Here is a 20,053-nt window from a genome sequence, read left to right as displayed (position 1 = left end):
ATCTGACTTGAAATTGGACTCAAAGAATAAGCCCGCCGTCGACGACCAATGTCTGGCCGATGATGTAGGACGACAGCGGTGATGCCAGGAACAGCGCCGCGCCGGCCATGTCAGCGGGCGTGCCCAATCGCCGCAGCGGAATGCGTGAAAGTGCACCTTCGAGCCGCTTGGGATTATCGGTCGTGACCTTCGTCATCTTGGTGTCGACCAGACCGGGCGCGATGCCGTTGACGCGGATGCCGTCTTCGGCCCAGGCCTCGCCCAGCGTGCGCGTCAATCCGACCGCGCCGGTCTTCGACGCGTTGTAAGCAGGATTGCCCATGGTGGAATGATAGGCCGCGGTCGAGGACACCATGATCAGCGATCCCCGCGAGTCCCGCAGCATGGAATGAAATCGCGTGGCGCAGGCCATCAGGCTCATCAGGTTGACCTCGACGACCTTGCGAAAGCCGGCCATCTCGAATTCGCCGCGGCGATAGAGCACCGCGCCCTGCGCCAGCACCAGGATATCGAGCCGTTCGAATGCCGGCTTGAACGCTTCGACCGCTCCGGCATTGCCGACGTCGAGTTGCGCGTAGGAGAGACCGGTGAGATCCGAGCCCTCCTCAGCTGAATATTCCTTCGCGTGAGCACGCGTGCCGCAGACCGCAACTTGCGCGCCCCTGACGCGAAAGGCTTGCGCGATACCGTTGCCGATGCCGCTGGATCCGCCGACAACCAGCACCTGCTTGCCTGAGAAATCGAGCTCGTTCGTCATCGCTGGCCTCCCCGATTGTCTTGCTTGTTTGACCTGTCTGCGGATCGATGACAGCCTTGTCAATCACAACAAGAACAAGCAGCGGTCAGAGGAAACACCATGTCCGATTTCAAACAGCTCAGCCGGTCCGTGAATGGCCTGACCGTTCTCGTTACCGGCGCGGCCAGCGGCATGGGGCGTGCAACGGCCCGCGTGTTCGCCGCTGACGGCGCAAACGTTGCCGTCACCGACTATGACGAGCAGGGCGCGCTGGCCGTGGCGAAGGAGATCGCGGCAAGCGGCGGAGCCGCGAAAGCCTGGAAGCTTGACGTTGCCGATGGCGATGAGATCAAGCGCGTGGTTGGCGACGTCGCTGCGCATTTCGGCGGGCTCGACATCATCGTCAACAATGCCGGCATCTCCGTGCGCGTCGCGATCGACGACGAAGCCTATGAGGACGCCTGGTCCAGGGGTATCGCGGTGATGCTGACGGCGCATCCGCGCATCATCCGCGCCGCGCTGCCTCACTTGCGCAAGTCGAAGAGCCCGCGCATCGTCAACATCGCCTCGACCGAGGCGCTCGGCGCCACCGCATTGCACAGCCCCTATTCGGCGGCGAAGGGCGGCGTCGCCAGCCTCACCCGCTCGCTTGCGGTGGAGCTCGGCCGTGAAGGCATCACCGTCAACTGCATCTGCCCGGGGCCGGTCCGCACCGCCATCACCGACCGGATCTCGGAAGAGCACAAGACCATCTACGCCAAGCGACGCACTGCACTGGGCCGCTACGGCGATCCCGAGGAAGTCGCGCACATGACGCTGAGCCTGTGCCTGCCGGCAGCGTCCTTCCTCACCGGCGCGGTGATCCCCGTCGACGGCGGCCTGATGGCGCGCAACGCGTGAGAGGTATGCTGCCCAAGCGTTGACATCGCTTGTTACGGGAGTAACTTTTTCACCGACAGAGCAGGACCAACCGCTCGCACGCCCGGGAGAAAACACCATGACGATCGCCATCCGGCAGCTTCAAACACATTTTGTCGGCGAGGTTTCCGGCCTCGATCTGCGACAGCCTCTCACACCAGATGAGGCGCGCGAGGTTGAAGCCGCCATGGACAGATATGCGGTGCTGGTGTTCCACGACCAGGACATCACCGACGACCAGCAGATGGCCTTTGCGCTGAACTTCGGCCAGCGCGAGGACGCGCGCGGCGGCACTGTCACGAAGGAAAAGGACTACCGGCTCCAAACGGGCCTGAACGACGTCTCCAATCTTGGCAAGGACGGCAAGCCGCTGGCAAAGGACAGCCGCGCGCATCTGTTCAACCTCGGCAACTGCCTGTGGCATTCCGACAGCTCGTTCCGCCCCATCCCGGCGAAATTCTCGCTGCTCTCGGCGCGCGTGGTGAACCCGAAGGGCGGCAACACCGAATTCGCCGACATGCGCGCGGCCTATGACGCGCTCGACGACGAGACCAAGGCGGAGATCGAAGACCTCGTCTGCGAGCACTCGCTGATGTATTCGCGGGGATCACTCGGCTTCACCGAATACACAGATGACGAGAAGGAGATGTTCAAGCCGGTGCTGCAACGTCTCGTGCGCACCCACCCCGTGCATCGCCGCAAGTCGCTCTATCTCTCATCGCATGCCGGCAAAATCGTTGGCATGAGCGTCCCCGAGGGAAGGCTGCTGCTGCGCGATCTCAACGAGCACGCGACCCAGAGCGAGTTCGTCTACGTCCACAAATGGACGCTGCATGATCTCGTGATGTGGGACAACCGCCAGACCATGCACCGCGTCCGCCGCTACGACCAGTCTCAACCCCGCGACATGCGCCGCGCGACGGTCGCGGGCACGGAGCCGACCGTGCAGCAGCAGGCGGCGGAGTAGGCGCTACTCAGCAATCGGTGTCATCGCCCGGCTTGACCGGGCGATCCAGTACTCCGAGACGTCGCTCATAGAACCGATACGCTGCAGCGTACTGGATGCCCCGCCTTCGCGGGGCATGACAGAAAGCCTACGACAGCAAGCCTACGCGTGCCCCGCCTCATTCGAGAGCATGCCGGGATCGATGCCGATCTTGCGCAGCGCGCGTCCGTATTTTTCGTCGACGTCGTCGCCGAAGATCAAATCCGAATCCGCGTCGCAATGCAGCCAGCCATTGCTCTGGATTTCGGTCTCGAGCTGGCCCGGCGCCCAGCCGGCATAACCGAGCGCGAGGATGGCGTGCTTGGGACCGGAGCCGTTGGCGATGGCGCGCAGGATGTCGACGGTCGCGGTGAGGCAGACGCCGTCGTCGATCCGGAGCGTCGCGTTCTCGATGTAGAAATCGCTGGAGTGCAGCACGAAGCCGCGGCCGGTATCGACCGGACCGCCGCGCAGCACCTTCATGCTTTCGGCATTCTCCGGCAGCTTGATGTGCTCGCCCTTGTTGATGATGCCGAGCTGCTGCAACAGCTCCGGGAAATCGATGCTGCCGGCCGGGTGGTTGACGATGATGCCCATCGCGCCTTCGGCGGAGTGCGCGCAGAGATAGATGACCGAGCGCTCGAAGCGCTCGTCGCCCATCACGGGCATGGCGATCAACAGCTGGCCGTCGAGGTAGCCCGCCGAGTTCGGGAGCGCGGGGGCTGACTTGCGGGTGCTTTCGCCCGTCCTCTTGCCTGTGGGAGCCATCGGTGAAGCACTCCGGTTTCAATTCCTATCCTGATGTCGGGCCGGCCGGCTGTCAAATCAAGGCTTGCACGGACCTGATTCAAGTGCATCCATCACAAGCAATTCAATGGTTTGCCGCGGGGTGACCCTGTAAAGACGTACCATGCTGACAAGAGTTCCCCGGCGTGCGGCGATTGGCGTCGCGACAACCCTGCTCGCGTCGTCGCTGACGCTTGCGGCCCATGCCGGCGACGCATCGCCGTGGCAGCGCGATGGACATTCCGCGGTGCGGTTGCTGGCGGGATCGCGCAGCGGCGCCGTCCTGCTCGGCGGTATCGCCTTCCAGATCCAGCCTGGCTGGAAAACCTATTGGCGCATGCCGGGCGATTCCGGCGTTCCGCCACGCTTCGATTTCTCAAAATCCGACAATGTCGAGGCGGTGACGGTGATGTGGCCGGCCCCGCAGAAATTCGACGACGGCGCGGGCGGCCATTCGATCGGCTACCACGACCAGATCGTGCTGCCCCTGCGCATCATCGCCAAGGCGGCCGACAAGCCGGTGACGTTGCGCGCCGAGATCAATTATGCGGTGTGCGAAAAGCTTTGCATTCCGGTCGAGGCCCGCGCCGAACTCGGCTTCAACAGCGTCGCCTCGACCGAGGACGCCAATCTGCGTGCAGCACTCGACACGGTGCCCAAGCCTGCCACCATCGGCGATCCCAACCCGCTCACCATCCGCGACGTCAAACGTGACGGGCCCAAGAATGTCGTGGTCGACGTGGTCGCGCCGGATGCGCGCGCTGTCAATCTGTACGTGGAAGGCCCGACGCCCGATTGGGCGTTGCCGATCCCGGCACCGGTCGAGCCCAGCCCACCGGGCGTGAAGCGATTTTCTTTCGAGCTCGACGGACTGCCGCCGGGCGCCAAGCCTGACGGCGCAGCGCTGAAGTTCACGCTGGTCGGACCGGAGAAGTCGTACGAGTTCAATACCAGTTTGGATTGAGTGTCGTCCCGGCGAAGGCCGGGACCCATACCGCGTGATCTATCGACAGTGCACGGTGAAAATCCCGAACGACCCGTCTTCGCCAAACCTCTCCCTGCGGTTATGGGTCCCGGCCTTCGCCGGGACGACGTGGGATAGAGACGTGGCCCACCCAACCGAATCTTAACGAATGGTTGCTAATCCCATGGGCTCCTGCGGCAAGCCTGCCGCAGCACTCGTGCGCGCCTCGGAGACCCTTCGAATTGGCCGTGATGGATGCAGACCCCGCAACGACCGGACCTGCCGGCCTGATCGCGCGGCTGCGCGATAAATTGACGGGCGGGTCGAGCGAGGCATCGCTGACGCGGCGGCTGGCCGGCACCATCTTCATCATTCGCGTGATCAGCGCTGGCCTTGCCTATTTCTCGCAGGTCCTGCTCGCGCGCTGGATGGGGACGTCGGACTACGGCGTCTATGTCTATGTCTGGACCTGGGTGCTGCTGCTCGGCAGCATGATGGACTTTGGCATCTCGGCCTCCGCGCAAAAAATCATTCCGGAATATCGCAGCCGTGGCGAGCATGCGCTGCTGCGCGGCTTTCTCTCGGGCAGCCGCTGGCTGACCTTTGGCGTTTCCGCACTGGTGTCCCTCGGCCTCGCCGGTCTCGTCAAATTGCTGTCGCCCTGGATCAATCCGGCCGAAGAGCTGCCGCTTTATATCGGCTGCATGACGCTGCCCGCTTTCGTGGTCGCCAACACCCAGGACGGCATCGCGCGCTCGCATGACTGGATGCAGCTCGGCCTGATGCCGCAATTCATCATCCGCCAGGCGCTGATAATCGGCATCACGGCCTGCGCCTTCCTGCTCGGCTATCATCTCGGCGCGGTCGCCGCGATGGTCGCGAGCGCCGGCGCGGTGTGGATCGCGATGACCGGGCAGATGGCGGTGCTGAACCGCAAGCTCGCCGATCACATCGAGCCGGGCCCCAAGGCCTATGACGTCGGCGGCTGGCTCGCCGTCTCGCTGCCGATCCTGCTGGTCGAAAGCTTCTACCTGCTGCTGTCCTACACCGACGTACTGGTGCTGCAGCAATTCCGCCCCTCCGACGAGGTCGGCGTCTATTTCGCCGTGGTGAAGACACTGGCGCTGGTCTCGTTCATCCACTATGCGATGTCGGCGACGACCGCGCATCGCTTCGCCGAGTACAACGCTGCGGGCGACAAGGCGCGGCTGTCGGCTTACGTGGCCCACGCCATCAACTGGACGTTCTGGCCGTCGCTTGCGGCGACCATCGTGCTGCTCGCGCTCGGCAAGCCGCTGCTCTGGCTGTTCGGGCCGCAATTCGTGGTCGGCTACGACATCATGTTCGTCGCCGCGATCGGCCTCGTGGTGCGCTCCGCGATCGGCCCGGTCGAACGGCTGCTCAACATGCTCGGCCAGCAGAAGATCTGCGCGCTGGCCTATGCGCTGGCCTTTGCGATGAACCTGGTGCTCTGCATCGCGCTGGTGCCGCGCTTCGGCGGCCACGGCGCGGCCGCCGCGACCTCGATCTCGCTCAGTTTCGAGACGGTGCTGCTGTTCTGGATCGTGCGACAGCGGCTCGGCCTGCACGTGCTGGCGTTCGGCCACTAACCGTCGGCTCAAGGCATTTGGAAAGCAATGCGGCACCTGATATAATAGGGGTCATGGCTGCAAGCGATCTGCGAAACCTTCTGGAACGTGCTCAGACTTGGCCCGAAGAGGCCCAGAACGAGCTCGTTGCGATTGCTAGCGAAATCGAGAGTGAGCTGCTCGGCGGCGAGTATTTGGCGACGCAAGATGAGTTGCGGAGCATCGACACGGCCTTGGCCTCCATCGATCGCGGCGAAGTCGCTACGGATGCCGAGGTTGCGGAGGCCTTCGCGAAGTTTCGACGGGGATGAAGGTCGTCTGGACGCGAGAGGCGCTTGCTGATCTCGCAGACATCGCGACCTATTATGCCAGCAATGCCAGCCCTGTGATCGCGGAAGCCGTCGGACGGAGATTTGCCGATGTCATCGAGCGCCTTCGGGGTGCGCCTTTCGCAGCGCCTCGCGTTGCGAACCGCCCCCAAATCCGCGTGGTAACGGTCGTCCGCTATCCATTCCGCATATTTTACCGCGTCAGCGACGATGTGATCCATATTGTCCATATTCGCCACACGTCACGGCGGCCGCTCGCGGGGCTGAATGAGCCCGGTAGGCAATTTGCCTAGACCGTTGTCGGATCTGATTGAATCAGAACCGAAGTTCTAAATCTTTGTTTTGACGTCTCGCCGAAACGTCCGTTTCGCAAGAGAGCGATGAATTGGAGAAAACGCCTCCACTCTGCCCCCTTGCAGGAGGATTTTTCTTATTCGGTCCAACCGGTTGCGCCCAAGGGAAAGTTTATTCTACGTCGTATTGCCCAACCGACGAGATAAACCTAAGATTCCCTGGACATGATCGATCCACTCTACGTCGCCTCCGGGTTCGGCGTCGGCCTGCTGGTCGGGATGACCGGCGTCGGCGGCGGTTCGCTGATGACGCCGCTGCTGATCCTGCTGTTCGGGATTCATCCATCGACCGCGGTCGGCACCGACCTGCTCTATGCCGCCGCCACCAAGACCGGCGGCAGCGTGGTGCATGGCTGGTCACGCAGCGTGCACTGGCCGGCGGTGCTGCGGCTCGCCTGCGGCAGCCTTCCTGCGAGCGCGCTGACGCTGCTCGTGCTGTGGAAGCTCGACCTCAACAGCGATTCCGAGCGCGGCCTGGTCAATCTGGTGTTGTGCTTCGCGCTGCTGCTGACCGCGACCTCGCTGATCTTCCGCAGATCGATCATGGAGCGCTATCGCCGGCGTTTGGAGCAGGTCGATGACCGCACCACAGCGATCGCGACGGTCGTCACCGGAATCGTGCTGGGTGTGCTGGTCTCGATTTCATCGGTCGGCGCCGGCGCGGTCGGCGTCACCGTTCTGCTGCTGCTCTATCCGCGCCTGCCGATGGCGACCATCGTCGGCTCCGACATCGCCCATGCGGTCCCGCTGACGCTGATAGCCGGAATGGGGCACTGGGCCCTTGGCGACGTGGATTGGGCGCTGATGGGCGTGCTGCTGTTGGGCTCGCTGCCCGGCATCGTCGTCGGCAGCTTTAGCGCGACGCGCGTGCCCGAGACGGTGCTGCGCCTGACCCTTGCCAGCGTGCTGTTCGTGGTCGCCGGCAAGATCATGTTCGCGGAGCTGCACCTGTCCTCGGCGTTCGAGACGGCGCTGGCCTGGACGCACTGAACGAAAATGGCGTCGTCCGATATCATCTTGTAGGGTGGGCAAAGCGAAGCGTGCCCACCACTGTTCCTCATTCGAACAAGAATGGTGGGCACGGCGCTGACGCGCCTTTGCCCACCCTACGGCACCGCCGAACTACTCCGCGGTCCAGCCGCCGTCGATCGACAGGTTGGTGCCGGTGATCTGCGCGGCATCGTCGCCGCACAGGAACAGCGCGAGGGCCGCGACCTGCTCGGAGGTGACGAACTCCTTGGTCGGCTGCGCGTCGAGCAGCACGTCGTTGATGACCTGCTCGCGCGTGAGATTGCGGGCCTTCATGGTGTCGGGGATCTGCTTCTCCACCAGCGGCGTCCAGACATAGCCCGGGCTGATGCAGTTGCAGGTGATCTTGCTGGTCGCGACCTCGAGCGCCACGGTCTTGGTCAGGCCGGCGATGCCGTGCTTGGCCGAGACATAGGCCGACTTGAAGGGCGAGGCGACCAGCGAATGCGCGGAAGCGGTATTGATGATGCGGCCCCAGCCCTTCTTCTTCATGCCCGGGACGGCGGCGCGAATGGCATGGAAGGCCGAGGACAGGTTGATCGCGATGATCTGATCCCATTTCTCCGGCGGGAATTCCTCGATCGGCGAGACGAACTGGATACCGGCATTGTTGACGAGGATGTCGACCGAACCAAAACTTTTCTCGCCGAGCGCGATCATCCCGGCGATCTCGGCCGGCTTGGTCATGTCGGCGGGCGAATAGACCGCCTTCACGCCGAAATCGGACTCGATCTTGGCGCGCTCCTTCTCGATGTCCTCCGGCGAGCCGAAGCCGTTGATGACGACGTTGGCGCCGGCGGCGGCGAAGGCGCGCGCATAGGCAAGCCCGATGCCGCTGGTCGACCCGGTCACGACGGCGTTCTTGCCTGACAGACTTCCCATATTACTCGCTCCTTTTTGGCGGGGGCGCAGTGACGTCCCCCGTGAGATCGTAGGTCACCATGGTCTCGCCGGATTGCGGCCGCTCGAGCCAGTCCTTGTGGCGCATCGACAGATGCACGTCACGCACGCCGGCTTCCCAATGCTCGACCATCGCGACATGCGAGAAATCGTAATCCTTGGACGAGGATTCGTAGTTCTTGCTGCGGTAGATCAGGTGCACCACAGTCACGGTGCTTTCGCGCGATACCTTGGCAAGGAATTCCACGGAAGGGTCGTTCTTGAGATAATCGGGCAATTTGGAAATCAGGTCGCGCACGGCCTTGCGGGCGTTGTGCACCTGCTTGTTCTTGTCGGTGTTCATCCGCGTGCGGCTGGAGAAGCGGATGTCCTTCTCGCGCTCGGTTGCCTCGAGCAGCGACGTCGGCAGATCGCCGCGGGCGCTGAACAGGTCGATCTGGAAGATCAGGAGATCGCGGTCGGTCTCGGCGTCCAGCACGTAGTCGAGCGGCGTGTTGGAGGCGATGCCGCCGTCCCAATAATGCTCGCCCTCGATCACGACGGACGGAAAGCCGGGCGGCAGCGCGCCGGAGGCCATGATGTGCTCGGGGCCGATTTTCTTGCCGAGCTTCCTGAACTCGAAATTGTCGAAATATTTGAAGTTGCCGGAGGTGACGCCGACCGCGCCAACCGACAGCCGCGTCTTCAGATCGTTGATGCGGTCGAAATCGACCAGTCGCTCCAGCGTCTTCTTCAGCGGTGCGGTGTCGTAATAGCTCTCGGCCTGCGGGCTGCCGGGCGGCCAGAGCGGCGCGGGCGGAATGCGCGGCGTGAAGAAGCCGGGTACGCCGAAGGTCGCAATCAATGCGGCGCTGGTCGAGTTGAACAGTTCGCGGCTGTGATCGCTCTTGCCGATCGGTTTCCACGGCACCGGCGCGGAGACCATCTCCCAGAATTCCTTGAGCCGCTTGACGCGCGTCTGCCCTTCGTTGCCGGCGATGATCGCGGCATTGACCGCGCCGATCGAAATGCCGGCGACCCAGTCCGGCTCGAAGCCGGCATGGCAGAGCGACTGATAGGCACCGGCCTGATAGGAGCCGAGCGCGCCGCCGCCCTGGAGGACCAGGACACGTTGCGCGTTCGCGGGGATTGTTGCGACTTCTGGACTATGATCGGTCATGCGGGAACAGTAGCAGATGGCGAGCGACCGTGGCGACAGTCTGCCGCGGCGTCAATGCATCCCGGGATCAAGTCTGGCTTATCGGGCGTCCGTCGAGGCCAGGATCATGGTCCAGAACACCTTGTATTTGGTGCCGGGAGCATAGCCCGCCGCGATGCCCAATTTTGTGACACCGCCCTTGAGCATGTTGGCGCGGTGCGGGGGCGAGTCGCGCCAGCCGGAAAATGCTTCCGCCAGCGTATGATAGCCGGCCGAGACGTTCTCGACCGCAACGGTCGCCGGATAGCCGCCGGCACTGAGGCGCTTGGCCAGCGGCGCGCGGACGTCATGGTCCATCTTGTTGGCCGCTGCCATGGCCTGGGACTGGGATTCGGCGAGACTCATCAGGGCAGGATCGATCACGACGGTGCCGAGCCCGTTGTTCTGACGGTATTGCGAGATCATGATCGCCGCCGCCTGCGCATCGAGCTTTGCGCCCGGGATGGCCATATCGGCGTACATCGAGGGCTGCTGGACCGGTGCTTCGTTGCCGGCGCAGCCGGCGAGCAGCAAAGTGATGAGTATTGCGGCCGCGGCGCGCATGAACAGGAGCCCCCAAAATCAGGGGCCGTTGTTGCATACCAACCGTGGCTGAAAGGTGAATATTGAGGAAAAATTGACCGGTTGGCCCGCTTAGGCGCCCGCAAATATCCGGTAGCGGCGGGGCTCCAGGCCGATCGTATCGCCGGCGCGCAGTTCCCTGTCGCGGGGAGCGTCGATCTCGATGGTCTCGCCGCCAGCGAGTGCCACCTCGGCTCGCTGCACGGGGCCGAAATTCCGGACATTCTGCACGGCGCCCTCGAGGGCACCGCTGCCGGGCGGGCCGACCAGCATGTCGTGTCGCCGCACGAACAGTCTTGACGCGCCAGGCGAAAGGCCATCTGCCGCGAGCCGCAGCGGCCGGTCGCCGAGCGTGATGAGACCGTCCGCGACCAGGACCGGAAGCTCGATGGATTCGCCGATGAAGCTGTGGACGAAGGCGGTCGCGGGGCTCTCATAGACGTCATCGGGCGAGCCGATCTGCTCGATCTTGCCCTTGTCCATCACCACGACGCGGTTGGCGACTTCGAGTGCCTCCTCCTGGTCATGGGTGACGAAGATCGAGGTGACGTTGATCTCGTGGTGCAGCGAACGCAACCATTTGCGCAGCTCCTTGCGCACCTTGGCGTCGAGCGCGCCGAAGGGCTCGTCGAGCAGCAAGATGCGCGGCTCGATCGCGAGCGCGCGGGCCAGCGCGATGCGCTGGCGCTGGCCGCCGGAGAGCTGGCTCGGATAACGGTCGGCGAGCCAATCGAGCTGCACGAGATCGAGCAGCTCCTTGACGCGCGCCCGGATGGTCGCTTCGTCCTTGCGGATCGCGCGCGGCTGCACGCGCAGCCCGAAGGCGACGTTCTCGAACACTGTCATGTGACGAAACAGCGCGTAGTGCTGAAATACGAATCCGACGTGCCGCTCGCGCGCGCCCTGCGCCAGCGCGTCCTCGCCGTTGAAGGAAACCTCGCCGGAATCGGGCCAGTCGAGGCCGGCGATGATCCGCAGCAGCGTGGTCTTGCCGGAACCTGATGGACCGAGCAGCGCGAGCAGCTCGCCGTCATTGACCTTGAGGTCGACGCCGTCGAGGGCTTTGAAGCTGCCGAACTTCTTGACGAGATTCCTGACTTCAATGCTCACTTGCGTCATGTCCTTCGTCGAGGTGATTTTCCAGAACGGTCTTGGCGATCAGCGTGATCAGCGCCAGCATCGCCAGCAGCGAGGCGATCGCGAACGCCGCGACGAACTGGTATTCGTTGTAGAGAATCTCGACCAGCAGCGGCATCGTGTTGGTCTCGCCGCGGATATGGCCGGAGACGACGGAGACCGCGCCGAACTCGCCCATCGCGCGCGCGTTGCAGAGCAGGACGCCGTAGAGCACGCCCCATTTGATGTTGGGCAGCGTGACGCGGAAGAAGGTCTGCAGGCCCGAGGCGCCGAGCGAGATCGCGGCCTCCTCCTCCTGCGTGCCCTGCTCCTGCATCAGCGGGATCAACGCACGCGCCACGAAGGGGAAGGTCACGAAGGTGGTCGCAAGCGCGATGCCGGGCACCGCGAACAGGATCTGGATGTCATGATCGCGCAGCCAGCCGCCGAAATAGCCCTGCGCGCCGAACAGCAGCACGAAGACGAGGCCCGAGATGACGGGGCTAACCGAGAATGGCAAATCGATCAGCGTGATCAGGAAGGTCTTGCCCGGGAATTCGAATTTTGCAATGGCCCAGGCGGCAACCAAGCCGAAAACGAGATTGAGGCCGACGGAAATTGCCGCAACCAACAGGGTCAACTTGATCGCGGACAGCGCCTCCGGGTCGGCCAGCGCGGCGAGATAAGCGAGGATTCCCTTCGAGAAGGCCTGCGCGAACACCACAACCAGCGGCAGCACGACGAAGACAGAGAGAAAGGTTATCGCCAGCGCGATGATGACGATGCGGACCGCGCGCGGTTCGGTGCGCAGATTGTTCCGCGCGGCCGCCGCATGCGCGCGTGCCTTGGCGTCGGGGGCCGAGAGCGAAACCGAATCTGCGATCTGCATCGTCATGATCCGCCCTCAGCGTGCCGGGATCCGGCTCTGCGCCCAGCGCTGGAGCCGGTTGACGGCAAAAATAATGACGAAGGACACGACGAGCATGACCACCGCGATGGCGGTCGCGTCGGCGTAGCGGAATTCGGAGAGGCGGATCACGATTAGCAGCGGCGCGATCTCGGAGACGTTGGGCAGATTGCCGGCGATGAAGATCACCGAGCCGTATTCGCCGACCGCGCGCGCAAAGGCGAGCGCCAGCCCCGTGAGCAGCGCCGGCCCGAGCGAGGGCAGGATCACGCGGATGATGGTCTGCCAGCGGCTCGCACCAAGGCTTCCTGCCGCCTCCTCGATCTCAGGATCGAGATCCTGGAGCACCGGCTGCACCGTGCGCACCACGAAGGGGATGCCGATGAAGATCATGGCGACGAAGATGCCGACCGGTGTGAACGCCACCTTGATGCCGGCCGCCGCAAGCGGCGCGCCGAGCCAGCCCTTTTCGGCGAACAACGCGGTCAGCGCGACGCCGGCGACCGCCGTCGGCAGCGCAAAGGGCACGTCAACGATGGCATCGAACAGCCGCCTTCCCGGGAAGCGGTAGCGCACCAGCGCCCAGACGATGATGCTGCCCATCACGAGATTGACGCAGGCGGCCGCAAAGGCGAGGCCGAAGGACACGCGCAACGCATTCAGGGTGCGGCGGCTGGAGAGGATGTTCCAGAACTGCTCTGGGCTCAGCTCGAGCGATTTCAGGAACAGGCCGGCGAGCGGAATCAGGATGATGATCGACAGCCAGGACAACGTCAGCCCCATGGTGAGACCGAAGCCCGGCAATGTCCGGCGTCGTGCTGCGATTGCGCTCACCAGGCCCCCTGTTTAAGCCCCGCCGACAGCGCCCGATCAGTTCTTGTAGATCTGATCGAAGACGCCGCCGTCGGCAAAATGTTCCCTCTGCGCCTTGGTCCAGCCGCCGAAAAGTTCGTCGATCGTGAACAGCTCGACCTTTGCAAAGGAGTTTTCGTGTTTTTTGGCGATCTCGGGATCGCGCGGACGATAGAAGTTGCGCGCCGCGATTTCCTGACCTTCCTTGGTATACCAATATTGCAGGTAGGCGTCGGCGGCGTTGCGGGTGCCTTTTTTATCGGCAACCTTGTCGACGATCGTCACCGGCGGTTCCGCCAGGATCGAGAGCGGCGGCGCCACGATCTCGAATTTCTCCGGACCGAATTCCTTCAGCGCCAGGTACGCCTCGTTCTCCCAGGCGAGCAGCACGTCGCCGACGCCACGCTCGACAAAGGTCACGGTCGCGCCGCGCGCACCGGTATCGAGCACCGGCACCTGCTGATAGAGCTTTCCGATGAAATCCTTGGCTTTGTCCGGCGAGCCGTATTTCTTCTGCGCAAAACCCCAGGCCGCCAGATAATTCCAGCGCGCGCCGCCTGACGTCTTCGGGTTCGGCGTGATCACGGCGACGCCCGGCTTGAGCAGATCGTCCCAGTCCTTGATGGCCTTGGGATTGCCCTTGCGCACCAGGAACACGATGGTCGAGGTATAGGGCGACGAGTTTTGCGGCAACCGCTTCTGCCAGTCAGCCGTCGTGAGGCCTTTGCCCGCGATGGCATCGATGTCGTAGGCGAGCGCAAGCGTCACCACGTCGGCCTGCAATCCGTCGATCACGGCGCGCGCCTGCGAACCGCTGCCGCCATGCGACTGCTTGATCTCGACGCTTTTGCCGGTTTCCTTCTGATAGGCATTCGCGAACGCCTTGTTGAACTCGACATAGAGCTCACGCGTCGGATCGTATGACACATTCAGCAGATTGATGTCAGCGGCGAGAGCCGAGCTTGCCAACAATCCTGTCACGAGCAGTCCTGCCGCGAGCGGAACGATACGGCGCATCATGTCCATCTCCATTCACTTCGATGACGTCGGTGTCAGCGAAGACGTGCGGGCATAACTCGGGGCGAAACGCGCTTAAGTCAACGGAAACGGATTTTCTTGTTCGTAGCAGGGCAGCGTAACTTTGCTACGAAGTCTTCATCGTGTGGATGCCGCATTCCGTCTTGGCCCGGCCGCGCCAGCGACCGGCACGCTCATCCTCGCCCTCAGTCGTTCTGCTCGTGCAAGGCATACACCCAACCGACAGAAATCCCGACGCAACCAGGGGATGACGCGGCAATTTGGCGCGGGCGAAGATCGCCTCGAGTTCCTCGCGCGAAACATTGGCGAAGGGATTGAACTTCAACCGCGCACCGTCGTCCTCGACCACCGGAATGTCAGCGCGGGTACTGCCCTGGAAGCGCTTGCGGCCATTGAGCCATGCGTCGAACGGTTTCAGCGCCCGCGCCAGCGGCTCGACCTTGCGGATACGGCAGCAAGCGTCGGGATCGGAGAACCAGAGGTCGCGGTCGGGATCTTCGCGCGACAGCGTCTCCTCGGCAGGTTTGATCGAGCGGACGTCCTTCAAGCCCAGCGTCGCAATCAGCGTGTCGCGATAGGCCAGCGTCTCCTCGAACAGCCAGCCGGTGTCGAGGAAGATCACCGGGATCGCCGGATCGACATCGGCCATGACCTTCAGCAGCGTCGCCGATTCCGTGCCGAAGGACGACACCAGCGCAAGCTTGTCGCGCCCGACCGTCTTCAGCGCCGCGGCGATGATTTCGGCGGGCGAGGCATCGCGCAAGGCGCGATCAAGCTCCTCCGCCGAGGGCAGCGCCGAGACGGAGATGGGCGAAACCTGCGACGCGACTACGTTCACGTGCCGACTCCTTCGGAGTGACGCAGTTGCATGCGCCGGTGCAGCGCCGTGATGCGGCCGTCACCGGTGGGCTGGTAGAATACCGAGTAGCGCTTCGCGGTCTGCATGAAGGCTTCCGCGTCGGCCTGCTTCTTGACGTCGAAGGAATCGAAGCCGGCGCGCAGCATGAACACGAACTGGTCCCGCAGGATCTGACCCGTCGCACGCAATTCGCCGCGGTAATTGTAGCGCTCGCGCAGCAGCCGCGCCTGGCTGTAAGCGCGTCCGTCGCGGAAGGTCGGGAACACCAGCGCGACGACGGCGATCTTGCCGAGATAGGGTACCAGCTCGGCGATGTCGCGATTGTTCGGCCAGATCACACCGACCTTGCCGGTCCGCTTGAGCAACGTATCGGCCTCGCCGACGAAGCGTTCGGCCGGCACCAGGATGTCGCCGCCCTCGGGCAGCGGCGTGTCGACGGCGAGCTTGACGAAGCTGTCGTCGGCGATCTTTCCGCCGTTAACGAGTGGCATAGACGCGCTCCTTGAAGGGTTCGACGCCAAGGCGCTTTACGGTGTCCATGAACAGCTCTTCGGGCCGCTCGCGCAGCGCCAGATAGGCTTCCACGATGTCCTCGACGACATCGGCAACCTCGTCGAATTTGACGCCGGGGCCGATCAGATTGCCGAGCGCGGCACTCTCGTCGGCGCGCCCACCGATCGTGATCTGGTAGACCTCCTCGCCGTTCTTTTCGACGCCGAGAATGCCGATGTGACCGACATGGTGATGGCCGCAGGCGTTGATGCAGCCGGAGATGTTGATGTGCAACCGGCCGATCAGATTGGCCAGCTCGTGATTGGCGAAGCGCCGCGTCAGTTCCTGCGCGATCGGGATCGAGCGCGCATTAGCCAGCGAGCAATAGTCGAGACCCGGGCAGGCGATGATGTCGGTGATCAGATTGACGTTCGGCGTCGCCAGCCCGAGCTTGTCGAGCGCCTTCCATAGCGCCGGCAGGTCGCGCTTGGCGACATGCGGCAAAGCGAGGTTCTGTTCGTGGCCGACGCGGATCTCACCGAACGAATATCTGTCGGCGAGGTCGGCGAGCGCATCCATCTGCTCGGCGGTGGCATCGCCTGGAGGCGCGCCGATCGGCTTCAGCGAGATCGTGACGATGGAATAGCCCTGGACTTTGTGCGGGGCGACCGAGTTCTTGCGCCATGCCTCGAAATCGGGATCGGCCGCGGCCTGGCGCAGCTCGTCCGGATTGTGCGGCAGCTTCTCGTAGGCGGGATAGGTAAAGCGCGAGCGGATGTCCTCGACCACCTCGTCGTCGATCTGGAGCGAGGAGTTGCGGATGTGCTGCCACTCCTCCTCGACCTCGCGCGAGAACTTCTCGATGCCGAGCTCGTGCACCAGGATCTTGATGCGCGCCTTGTAGATGTTGTCGCGGCGGCCGTACTGGTTGTAGACGCGCAGGATCGCCTCGATATAGCTGAGAATGTCGCGGCCATGCACGAAGTGCTTGATGGTCTTGCCGATGAACGGCGTGCGTCCAAGCCCGCCGCCGACCAGAACCTCGAAGCCGGTCTCGCCCTTCTCGTTCTTGATCAGCTTCAGCCCGATGTCGTGGATCTTGATCGCGGCACGGTCGTGGTCCGACGCGGTGATCGCGATCTTGAACTTGCGCGGCAGGAACGAGAATTCCGGATGCAGCGTGGTGTGCTGGCGAATCAGCTCCGACCAGATGCGGGGATCCTCGATCTCGCCGGGCGCGACGCCGGCCCACTGGTCCGAAGTGACGTTGCGCATGTTGTTGCCGGAGGTCTGCATCGCATGGATGCCGACCTCGGCGAGATCGGCCAGCGCATCTGGCAGCTCGGCGAGCTTGATCCAGTTGAACTGGATGTTCTGCCGCGTGGTGAAATGGCCGTAGCCGCGATCGTATTTGCGCGCGACGTGGGCTAGCGCCCGCAACTGGTTCGACGCCAGCGTCCCGTAGGGGATCGCGACCCGGAACATGTAGGCGTGCAGTTGCAGATAGACGCCGTTCTGGAGCCGCAGGATCTTGAACTCGTCCTCGGTGAGCTCGCCGGAGAGGCGGCGCTTCACCTGGTCGCGGAATTCCGAGACGCGCTCGTTGACGAGCGTGCGGTCGATTTCGTCGTAAGCGTACATGAGAGAATGCCTTAAACCTGGACCGGCTGTCCGATGGTCACGCCGGTGCGGCGGATCTGTTCGCGCAGATTGCCGGGTTCGACCTTGCCGTCGGCGCCGACCTGTACCGGGGCGATATAGGGACCGATTGCGCCGACGTCATCGGCGACGGACTCCGCAAGCAACGCTTTCGCCTCGTCGGAGTTGCGCACGATCGCGGCTTCCGAGAGATCCGCGGACCAGCTCTTGGCGGCGGTGCGGTAAACCACAATGCCGTCCCAGGTGCGGTTGGCGGTCACGACCGAGGGGCCGGCGATTTTGATCTTCTTCTGCTCAAGCGGGGAGGTCATTCGGCTGCATCCAATAGGTCAGAGATGATTTGCTTTGGGGTTTGGCGGCGAAGTGAGCCGGCATGCCGGACCACATCGCCGATGATGAGAATGGCAGGGCCGCCGTTGGTCCGCCGCACCAGCTCGGGCAGGTCGCGCAGCGTGCCGATCGCGCCTTGCGCATCGGGACGCGTGACGCGGGCGAACACGCCGACCGGCGTCTCCGGCGAACGGCCGGCGGCAAACAGGCCGGCGCGTATAGCGGGCGCAGCCGTCATGCCCATGTAAACCACGACGGTCATCCTGGCGTCGGACAGCGTCGACCAGTCCACGACTTCCGCGTCGCGCGCCTTATGCGCGGTGAGGAAGGTGATGCGGGTTGCTTCGTGACGGTAGGTGAGCGGCACCTCGAAATCGGCGGCGCCACCAAGACCTGCGGTAATGCCAGGAATGATCGAATAGGCAACGCCGGCAGCACGCAGCGCTTCGACTTCTTCGCCGCCACGGCCGAACACGAAGGGATCGCCGCCCTTCAGCCGCACCACACGCTGGCCGGATTGGGCGGCCTCGATCATGCGCTTGTTGATGGCGTCCTGCCCGATGCCGGGCTTGCCGACGCGGCGGCCGACCGGCACGCGCGTGGTGTCGCGGCGGATGCGGTCGAGAATTTCAGGCGAGACCAGCTCGTCATGGAAAACGATATCGGCATCCTGAAGCGCGCGCAGCGCCTTGATGGTGAGCAAATCCGGATCGCCGGGGCCGGCGCCGACCAGCGCGACCGAGCCTTCCGGCTTGTCGGCCCGCGCGAACGCGGATGGATCGGAAATCGCCTTGAGCGCCGCGTCCGCCTCGCCTTTGCGGCCGGCCAGAATGGCGGCGCCGATCGGGCCGTCGATGACGCGCTCCCAGAAGCGGCGGCGCAGCGGAAACTCGGCAATACGTTCGTTGATGGATTTGCGGAAGCCGCCGATGAACTCGGCGAGTTCGCCGATCCGCGCCGGCAGCAGCGCCTCGATCTTCTCGCGTACGCGCCGCGCCACGACCGGCGACGTGCCGCCAGTGCCGACGGCGACCACGACATCGCCGCGATCGACGATCGCCGGAAAGATGAAGCTGGAATGCTCGAGATCGTCCATGACATTGACCGGCAGCCCGAGCGCCTTGGCGCGGACCGACATCGCGACGCCGACATCGCCTGCGCCGGCGCAAACGACCGCGATGATTCCCGAGAGATCGGCGGTCAGCGGATCGGCCGCCGCAATGTCGATACGCGCGGCGTCCTCGGAGCTCAGGCCCAGGTCCTGATTGCCGTCGATCGCATGCACGCGGATGCGCGCACCGGCAGCGGCCAGCACGCGCAGCTTGGCGCGCAAAAGCTCACCCGCGCCGATGAGGACCACCGGACCGGCCTTGAGATCGAGGAACACGGGCAAGAACCGCATACGATACTCGCTTACCCCACATCCGGGGTTGACTGGAATTATTTTCTATATATGTGTCGTTTCGAGCGCGCAAAGAGAAAATTTTTTCTTCTCCCTTGCACCGCAACTATAGAATTTTCGCCTCCAAACGCAAAGTGGCAGAGATGCATCTTCTCAAGGACAATTCCACTGCTGGCGGGCTGAGCAGCCCCGCTCTCGCCGAGCGCGTGTCCGCGCAAGAATTTTCTGCCGACCTTGCCCCGAGCATGGACCATCTCGACCAGCTCGAGGCCCAGAGCATCTACATCTTCCGCGAAGCCTTCGGCCGCCTCAAGAAGATCGCCCTGCTATGGTCGCTCGGCAAGGACTCCAACGTCATGATCTGGCTGGCGCGCAAGGCGTTCTTCGGCCGTCTGCCGTTTCCGGCCCTCCATGTCGACACCGGCAAGAAGTTTCCGGAGATGTATCGCTTCCGCGATCACTACGGCAAGGAATGGGATCTCGATCTGCGTGTCGAGCCCTGCCCGCCGATTGATGCCGTCGACCCAACGCTGCCGCCCGCCGCCCGTTCCGCCGCGCGCAAGACCGAGGGCCTCAAGATGGCGCTCGGCAAATACGGTTTCGACGGTCTGATCGCCGGCATTCGCCGCGATGAGGAGGCGACGCGCGCCAAGGAGCGCGTGTTCTCGCCACGTGGGCTCGAAGGCAATTGGGACGTGCGCGACCAGCCGCCGGAGTTCTGGGACCACTTCAATGCGTCGCCGCCGCAAGGCGCGCATTTGCGCATCCATCCGATCCTGCATTGGACCGAGTCCGATATCTGGGCCTACACCAAGCGCGAGAACATCCCGATCATCCCGCTGTATCTGTCGCAAAACGGCAAGCGCTATCGCTCGCTGGGCGATCAGGATATCACCAATCCGGTCGCCTCAAACGCGTCGACTATCGACGAGATCCTGATCGAGCTCGAGCAGACCAAGGTGCCGGAACGTTCCGGCCGCGCGCTCGACCACGAGACCGAGGACGCTTTCGAGCGCCTGCGCGTCGCCGGCTATCTCTGATCAAGGACGC

At 63.7% G+C, this 20,053-nt stretch carries 22 protein-coding genes; 8 read left to right on the top strand and 14 right to left on the bottom strand.

Annotation, left to right across the window (positions count from 1 at the left end):
• Window positions 1–19 precede the first annotated feature (19 nt).
• Entirely contained in the window at window positions 20–757 is a 738-nt protein-coding gene (locus AC0L3U_RS14130) for an SDR family NAD(P)-dependent oxidoreductase (RefSeq protein WP_473362159.1), read from the bottom strand.
• A 99-nt stretch (window positions 758–856) separates the two neighbouring features.
• On the opposite strand from AC0L3U_RS14130, the gene AC0L3U_RS14125 reads away from it, so the two are divergent.
• Window positions 857–1,636, top strand: coding sequence for an SDR family NAD(P)-dependent oxidoreductase (locus AC0L3U_RS14125; protein WP_473362158.1), 780 nt, complete (start codon window positions 857–859; stop codon window positions 1,634–1,636).
• A gap of 97 nt (window positions 1,637–1,733) precedes the next feature.
• On the top strand, window positions 1,734–2,621 hold the full coding sequence (locus tag AC0L3U_RS14120) for a TauD/TfdA dioxygenase family protein (protein WP_473362157.1): 888 nt from the start codon (window positions 1,734–1,736) through the stop codon (window positions 2,619–2,621).
• Between the two features lie 141 nt (window positions 2,622–2,762).
• Here AC0L3U_RS14120 and AC0L3U_RS14115 read toward each other — a convergent pair whose 3' ends face one another.
• Complete coding sequence (locus tag AC0L3U_RS14115; RefSeq protein WP_473362156.1) at window positions 2,763–3,407, bottom strand: YqgE/AlgH family protein; 645 nt, start codon at window positions 3,405–3,407, stop codon at window positions 2,763–2,765.
• A 142-nt stretch (window positions 3,408–3,549) separates the two neighbouring features.
• Here AC0L3U_RS14115 and AC0L3U_RS14110 point away from each other — a divergent pair, with 142 nt between their 5' ends.
• The 5 genes from AC0L3U_RS14110 to AC0L3U_RS14090 all read left to right on the top strand — a co-directional run bounded on the left by AC0L3U_RS14110 (window position 3,550) and on the right by AC0L3U_RS14090 (window position 7,650).
• Window positions 3,550–4,389 (top strand): protein-disulfide reductase DsbD domain-containing protein, encoded by an 840-nt coding sequence (locus tag AC0L3U_RS14110; protein WP_473362155.1) that lies wholly within the window; start codon window positions 3,550–3,552, stop codon window positions 4,387–4,389.
• A 242-nt stretch (window positions 4,390–4,631) separates the two neighbouring features.
• Window positions 4,632–5,999: a flippase gene (locus AC0L3U_RS14105; protein WP_473362154.1), complete on the top strand. Its 1,368-nt coding sequence runs from the start codon at window positions 4,632–4,634 to the stop codon at window positions 5,997–5,999.
• Window positions 6,000–6,052: 53 nt separating this feature from the next.
• Window positions 6,053–6,289, top strand: coding sequence for a hypothetical protein (locus AC0L3U_RS14100; protein WP_473347405.1), 237 nt, complete (start codon window positions 6,053–6,055; stop codon window positions 6,287–6,289).
• Window positions 6,286–6,600: a type II toxin-antitoxin system RelE/ParE family toxin gene (locus tag AC0L3U_RS14095; protein ID WP_473362153.1), complete on the top strand. Its 315-nt coding sequence runs from the start codon at window positions 6,286–6,288 to the stop codon at window positions 6,598–6,600. Before AC0L3U_RS14100 ends, AC0L3U_RS14095 begins: the two co-directional genes overlap by 4 nt.
• Before the next feature lie 225 nt (window positions 6,601–6,825).
• Window positions 6,826–7,650: a sulfite exporter TauE/SafE family protein gene (locus tag AC0L3U_RS14090; RefSeq protein ID WP_473362152.1), complete on the top strand. Its 825-nt coding sequence runs from the start codon at window positions 6,826–6,828 to the stop codon at window positions 7,648–7,650.
• A 132-nt stretch (window positions 7,651–7,782) separates the two neighbouring features.
• Here AC0L3U_RS14090 and AC0L3U_RS14085 read toward each other — a convergent pair whose 3' ends face one another.
• From AC0L3U_RS14085 to cysG, 12 genes are all read right to left on the bottom strand, one after another.
• Window positions 7,783–8,571 (bottom strand): 3-hydroxybutyrate dehydrogenase, encoded by a 789-nt coding sequence (locus AC0L3U_RS14085; protein ID WP_106941870.1) that lies wholly within the window; start codon window positions 8,569–8,571, stop codon window positions 7,783–7,785.
• Window position 8,572: 1 nt separating this feature from the next.
• Window positions 8,573–9,748 (bottom strand): DUF3734 domain-containing protein, encoded by a 1,176-nt coding sequence (locus AC0L3U_RS14080; protein WP_473362151.1) that lies wholly within the window; start codon window positions 9,746–9,748, stop codon window positions 8,573–8,575.
• 78 nt (window positions 9,749–9,826) lie between these two features.
• Entirely contained in the window at window positions 9,827–10,330 is a 504-nt protein-coding gene (locus AC0L3U_RS14075; protein ID WP_473362150.1) for a CAP domain-containing protein, read from the bottom strand.
• 90 nt (window positions 10,331–10,420) lie between these two features.
• The gene (locus AC0L3U_RS14070) at window positions 10,421–11,458 is read right to left on the bottom strand and encodes a sulfate/molybdate ABC transporter ATP-binding protein (RefSeq protein WP_473362149.1); all 1,038 of its coding nucleotides are present in this window, start codon (window positions 11,456–11,458) and stop codon (window positions 10,421–10,423) included.
• On the bottom strand, window positions 11,448–12,359 hold the full coding sequence (gene cysW, locus AC0L3U_RS14065; protein ID WP_473362148.1) for a sulfate ABC transporter permease subunit CysW: 912 nt from the start codon (window positions 12,357–12,359) through the stop codon (window positions 11,448–11,450). The genes AC0L3U_RS14070 and cysW overlap by 11 nt, the downstream gene beginning before the upstream one ends.
• Window positions 12,360–12,368: 9 nt before the next feature.
• Window positions 12,369–13,205 (bottom strand): sulfate ABC transporter permease subunit CysT, encoded by an 837-nt coding sequence (gene cysT, locus AC0L3U_RS14060; protein WP_081747971.1) that lies wholly within the window; start codon window positions 13,203–13,205, stop codon window positions 12,369–12,371.
• A 36-nt stretch (window positions 13,206–13,241) separates the two neighbouring features.
• Window positions 13,242–14,243 (bottom strand): sulfate ABC transporter substrate-binding protein, encoded by a 1,002-nt coding sequence (locus tag AC0L3U_RS14055; RefSeq protein WP_473362147.1) that lies wholly within the window; start codon window positions 14,241–14,243, stop codon window positions 13,242–13,244.
• A gap of 124 nt (window positions 14,244–14,367) precedes the next feature.
• Complete coding sequence (locus AC0L3U_RS14050; protein ID WP_473362146.1) at window positions 14,368–15,099, bottom strand: phosphoadenylyl-sulfate reductase; 732 nt, start codon at window positions 15,097–15,099, stop codon at window positions 14,368–14,370.
• Entirely contained in the window at window positions 15,096–15,611 is a 516-nt protein-coding gene (locus AC0L3U_RS14045; protein ID WP_027515473.1) for a DUF934 domain-containing protein, read from the bottom strand. Before AC0L3U_RS14045 ends, AC0L3U_RS14050 begins: the two co-directional genes overlap by 4 nt.
• A complete protein-coding gene (locus tag AC0L3U_RS14040; RefSeq protein WP_247283711.1) occupies window positions 15,598–17,253 on the bottom strand; it encodes a nitrite/sulfite reductase in 1,656 nt (551 codons plus the stop codon). The genes AC0L3U_RS14045 and AC0L3U_RS14040 overlap by 14 nt, the downstream gene beginning before the upstream one ends.
• An 11-nt stretch (window positions 17,254–17,264) precedes the next feature.
• Window positions 17,265–17,582 (bottom strand): DUF2849 domain-containing protein, encoded by a 318-nt coding sequence (locus AC0L3U_RS14035; RefSeq protein WP_007599842.1) that lies wholly within the window; start codon window positions 17,580–17,582, stop codon window positions 17,265–17,267.
• Window positions 17,579–19,003, bottom strand: coding sequence for a siroheme synthase CysG (gene cysG / locus AC0L3U_RS14030; protein ID WP_473362145.1), 1,425 nt, complete (start codon window positions 19,001–19,003; stop codon window positions 17,579–17,581). Before cysG ends, AC0L3U_RS14035 begins: the two co-directional genes overlap by 4 nt.
• A 245-nt stretch (window positions 19,004–19,248) precedes the next feature.
• Between cysG and cysD the strand changes: the two genes are divergently transcribed.
• Entirely contained in the window at window positions 19,249–20,043 is a 795-nt protein-coding gene (cysD, locus tag AC0L3U_RS14025) for a sulfate adenylyltransferase subunit CysD (RefSeq protein ID WP_035974680.1), read from the top strand.
• Window positions 20,044–20,053: the final 10 nt, after the last annotated feature.

Source organism: Bradyrhizobium sp. Kon69 (assembly GCF_055807515.1).
Note: the sequence above shows the minus strand (reverse complement) of the source record. Positions and strands in the feature narration are given on the sequence as shown.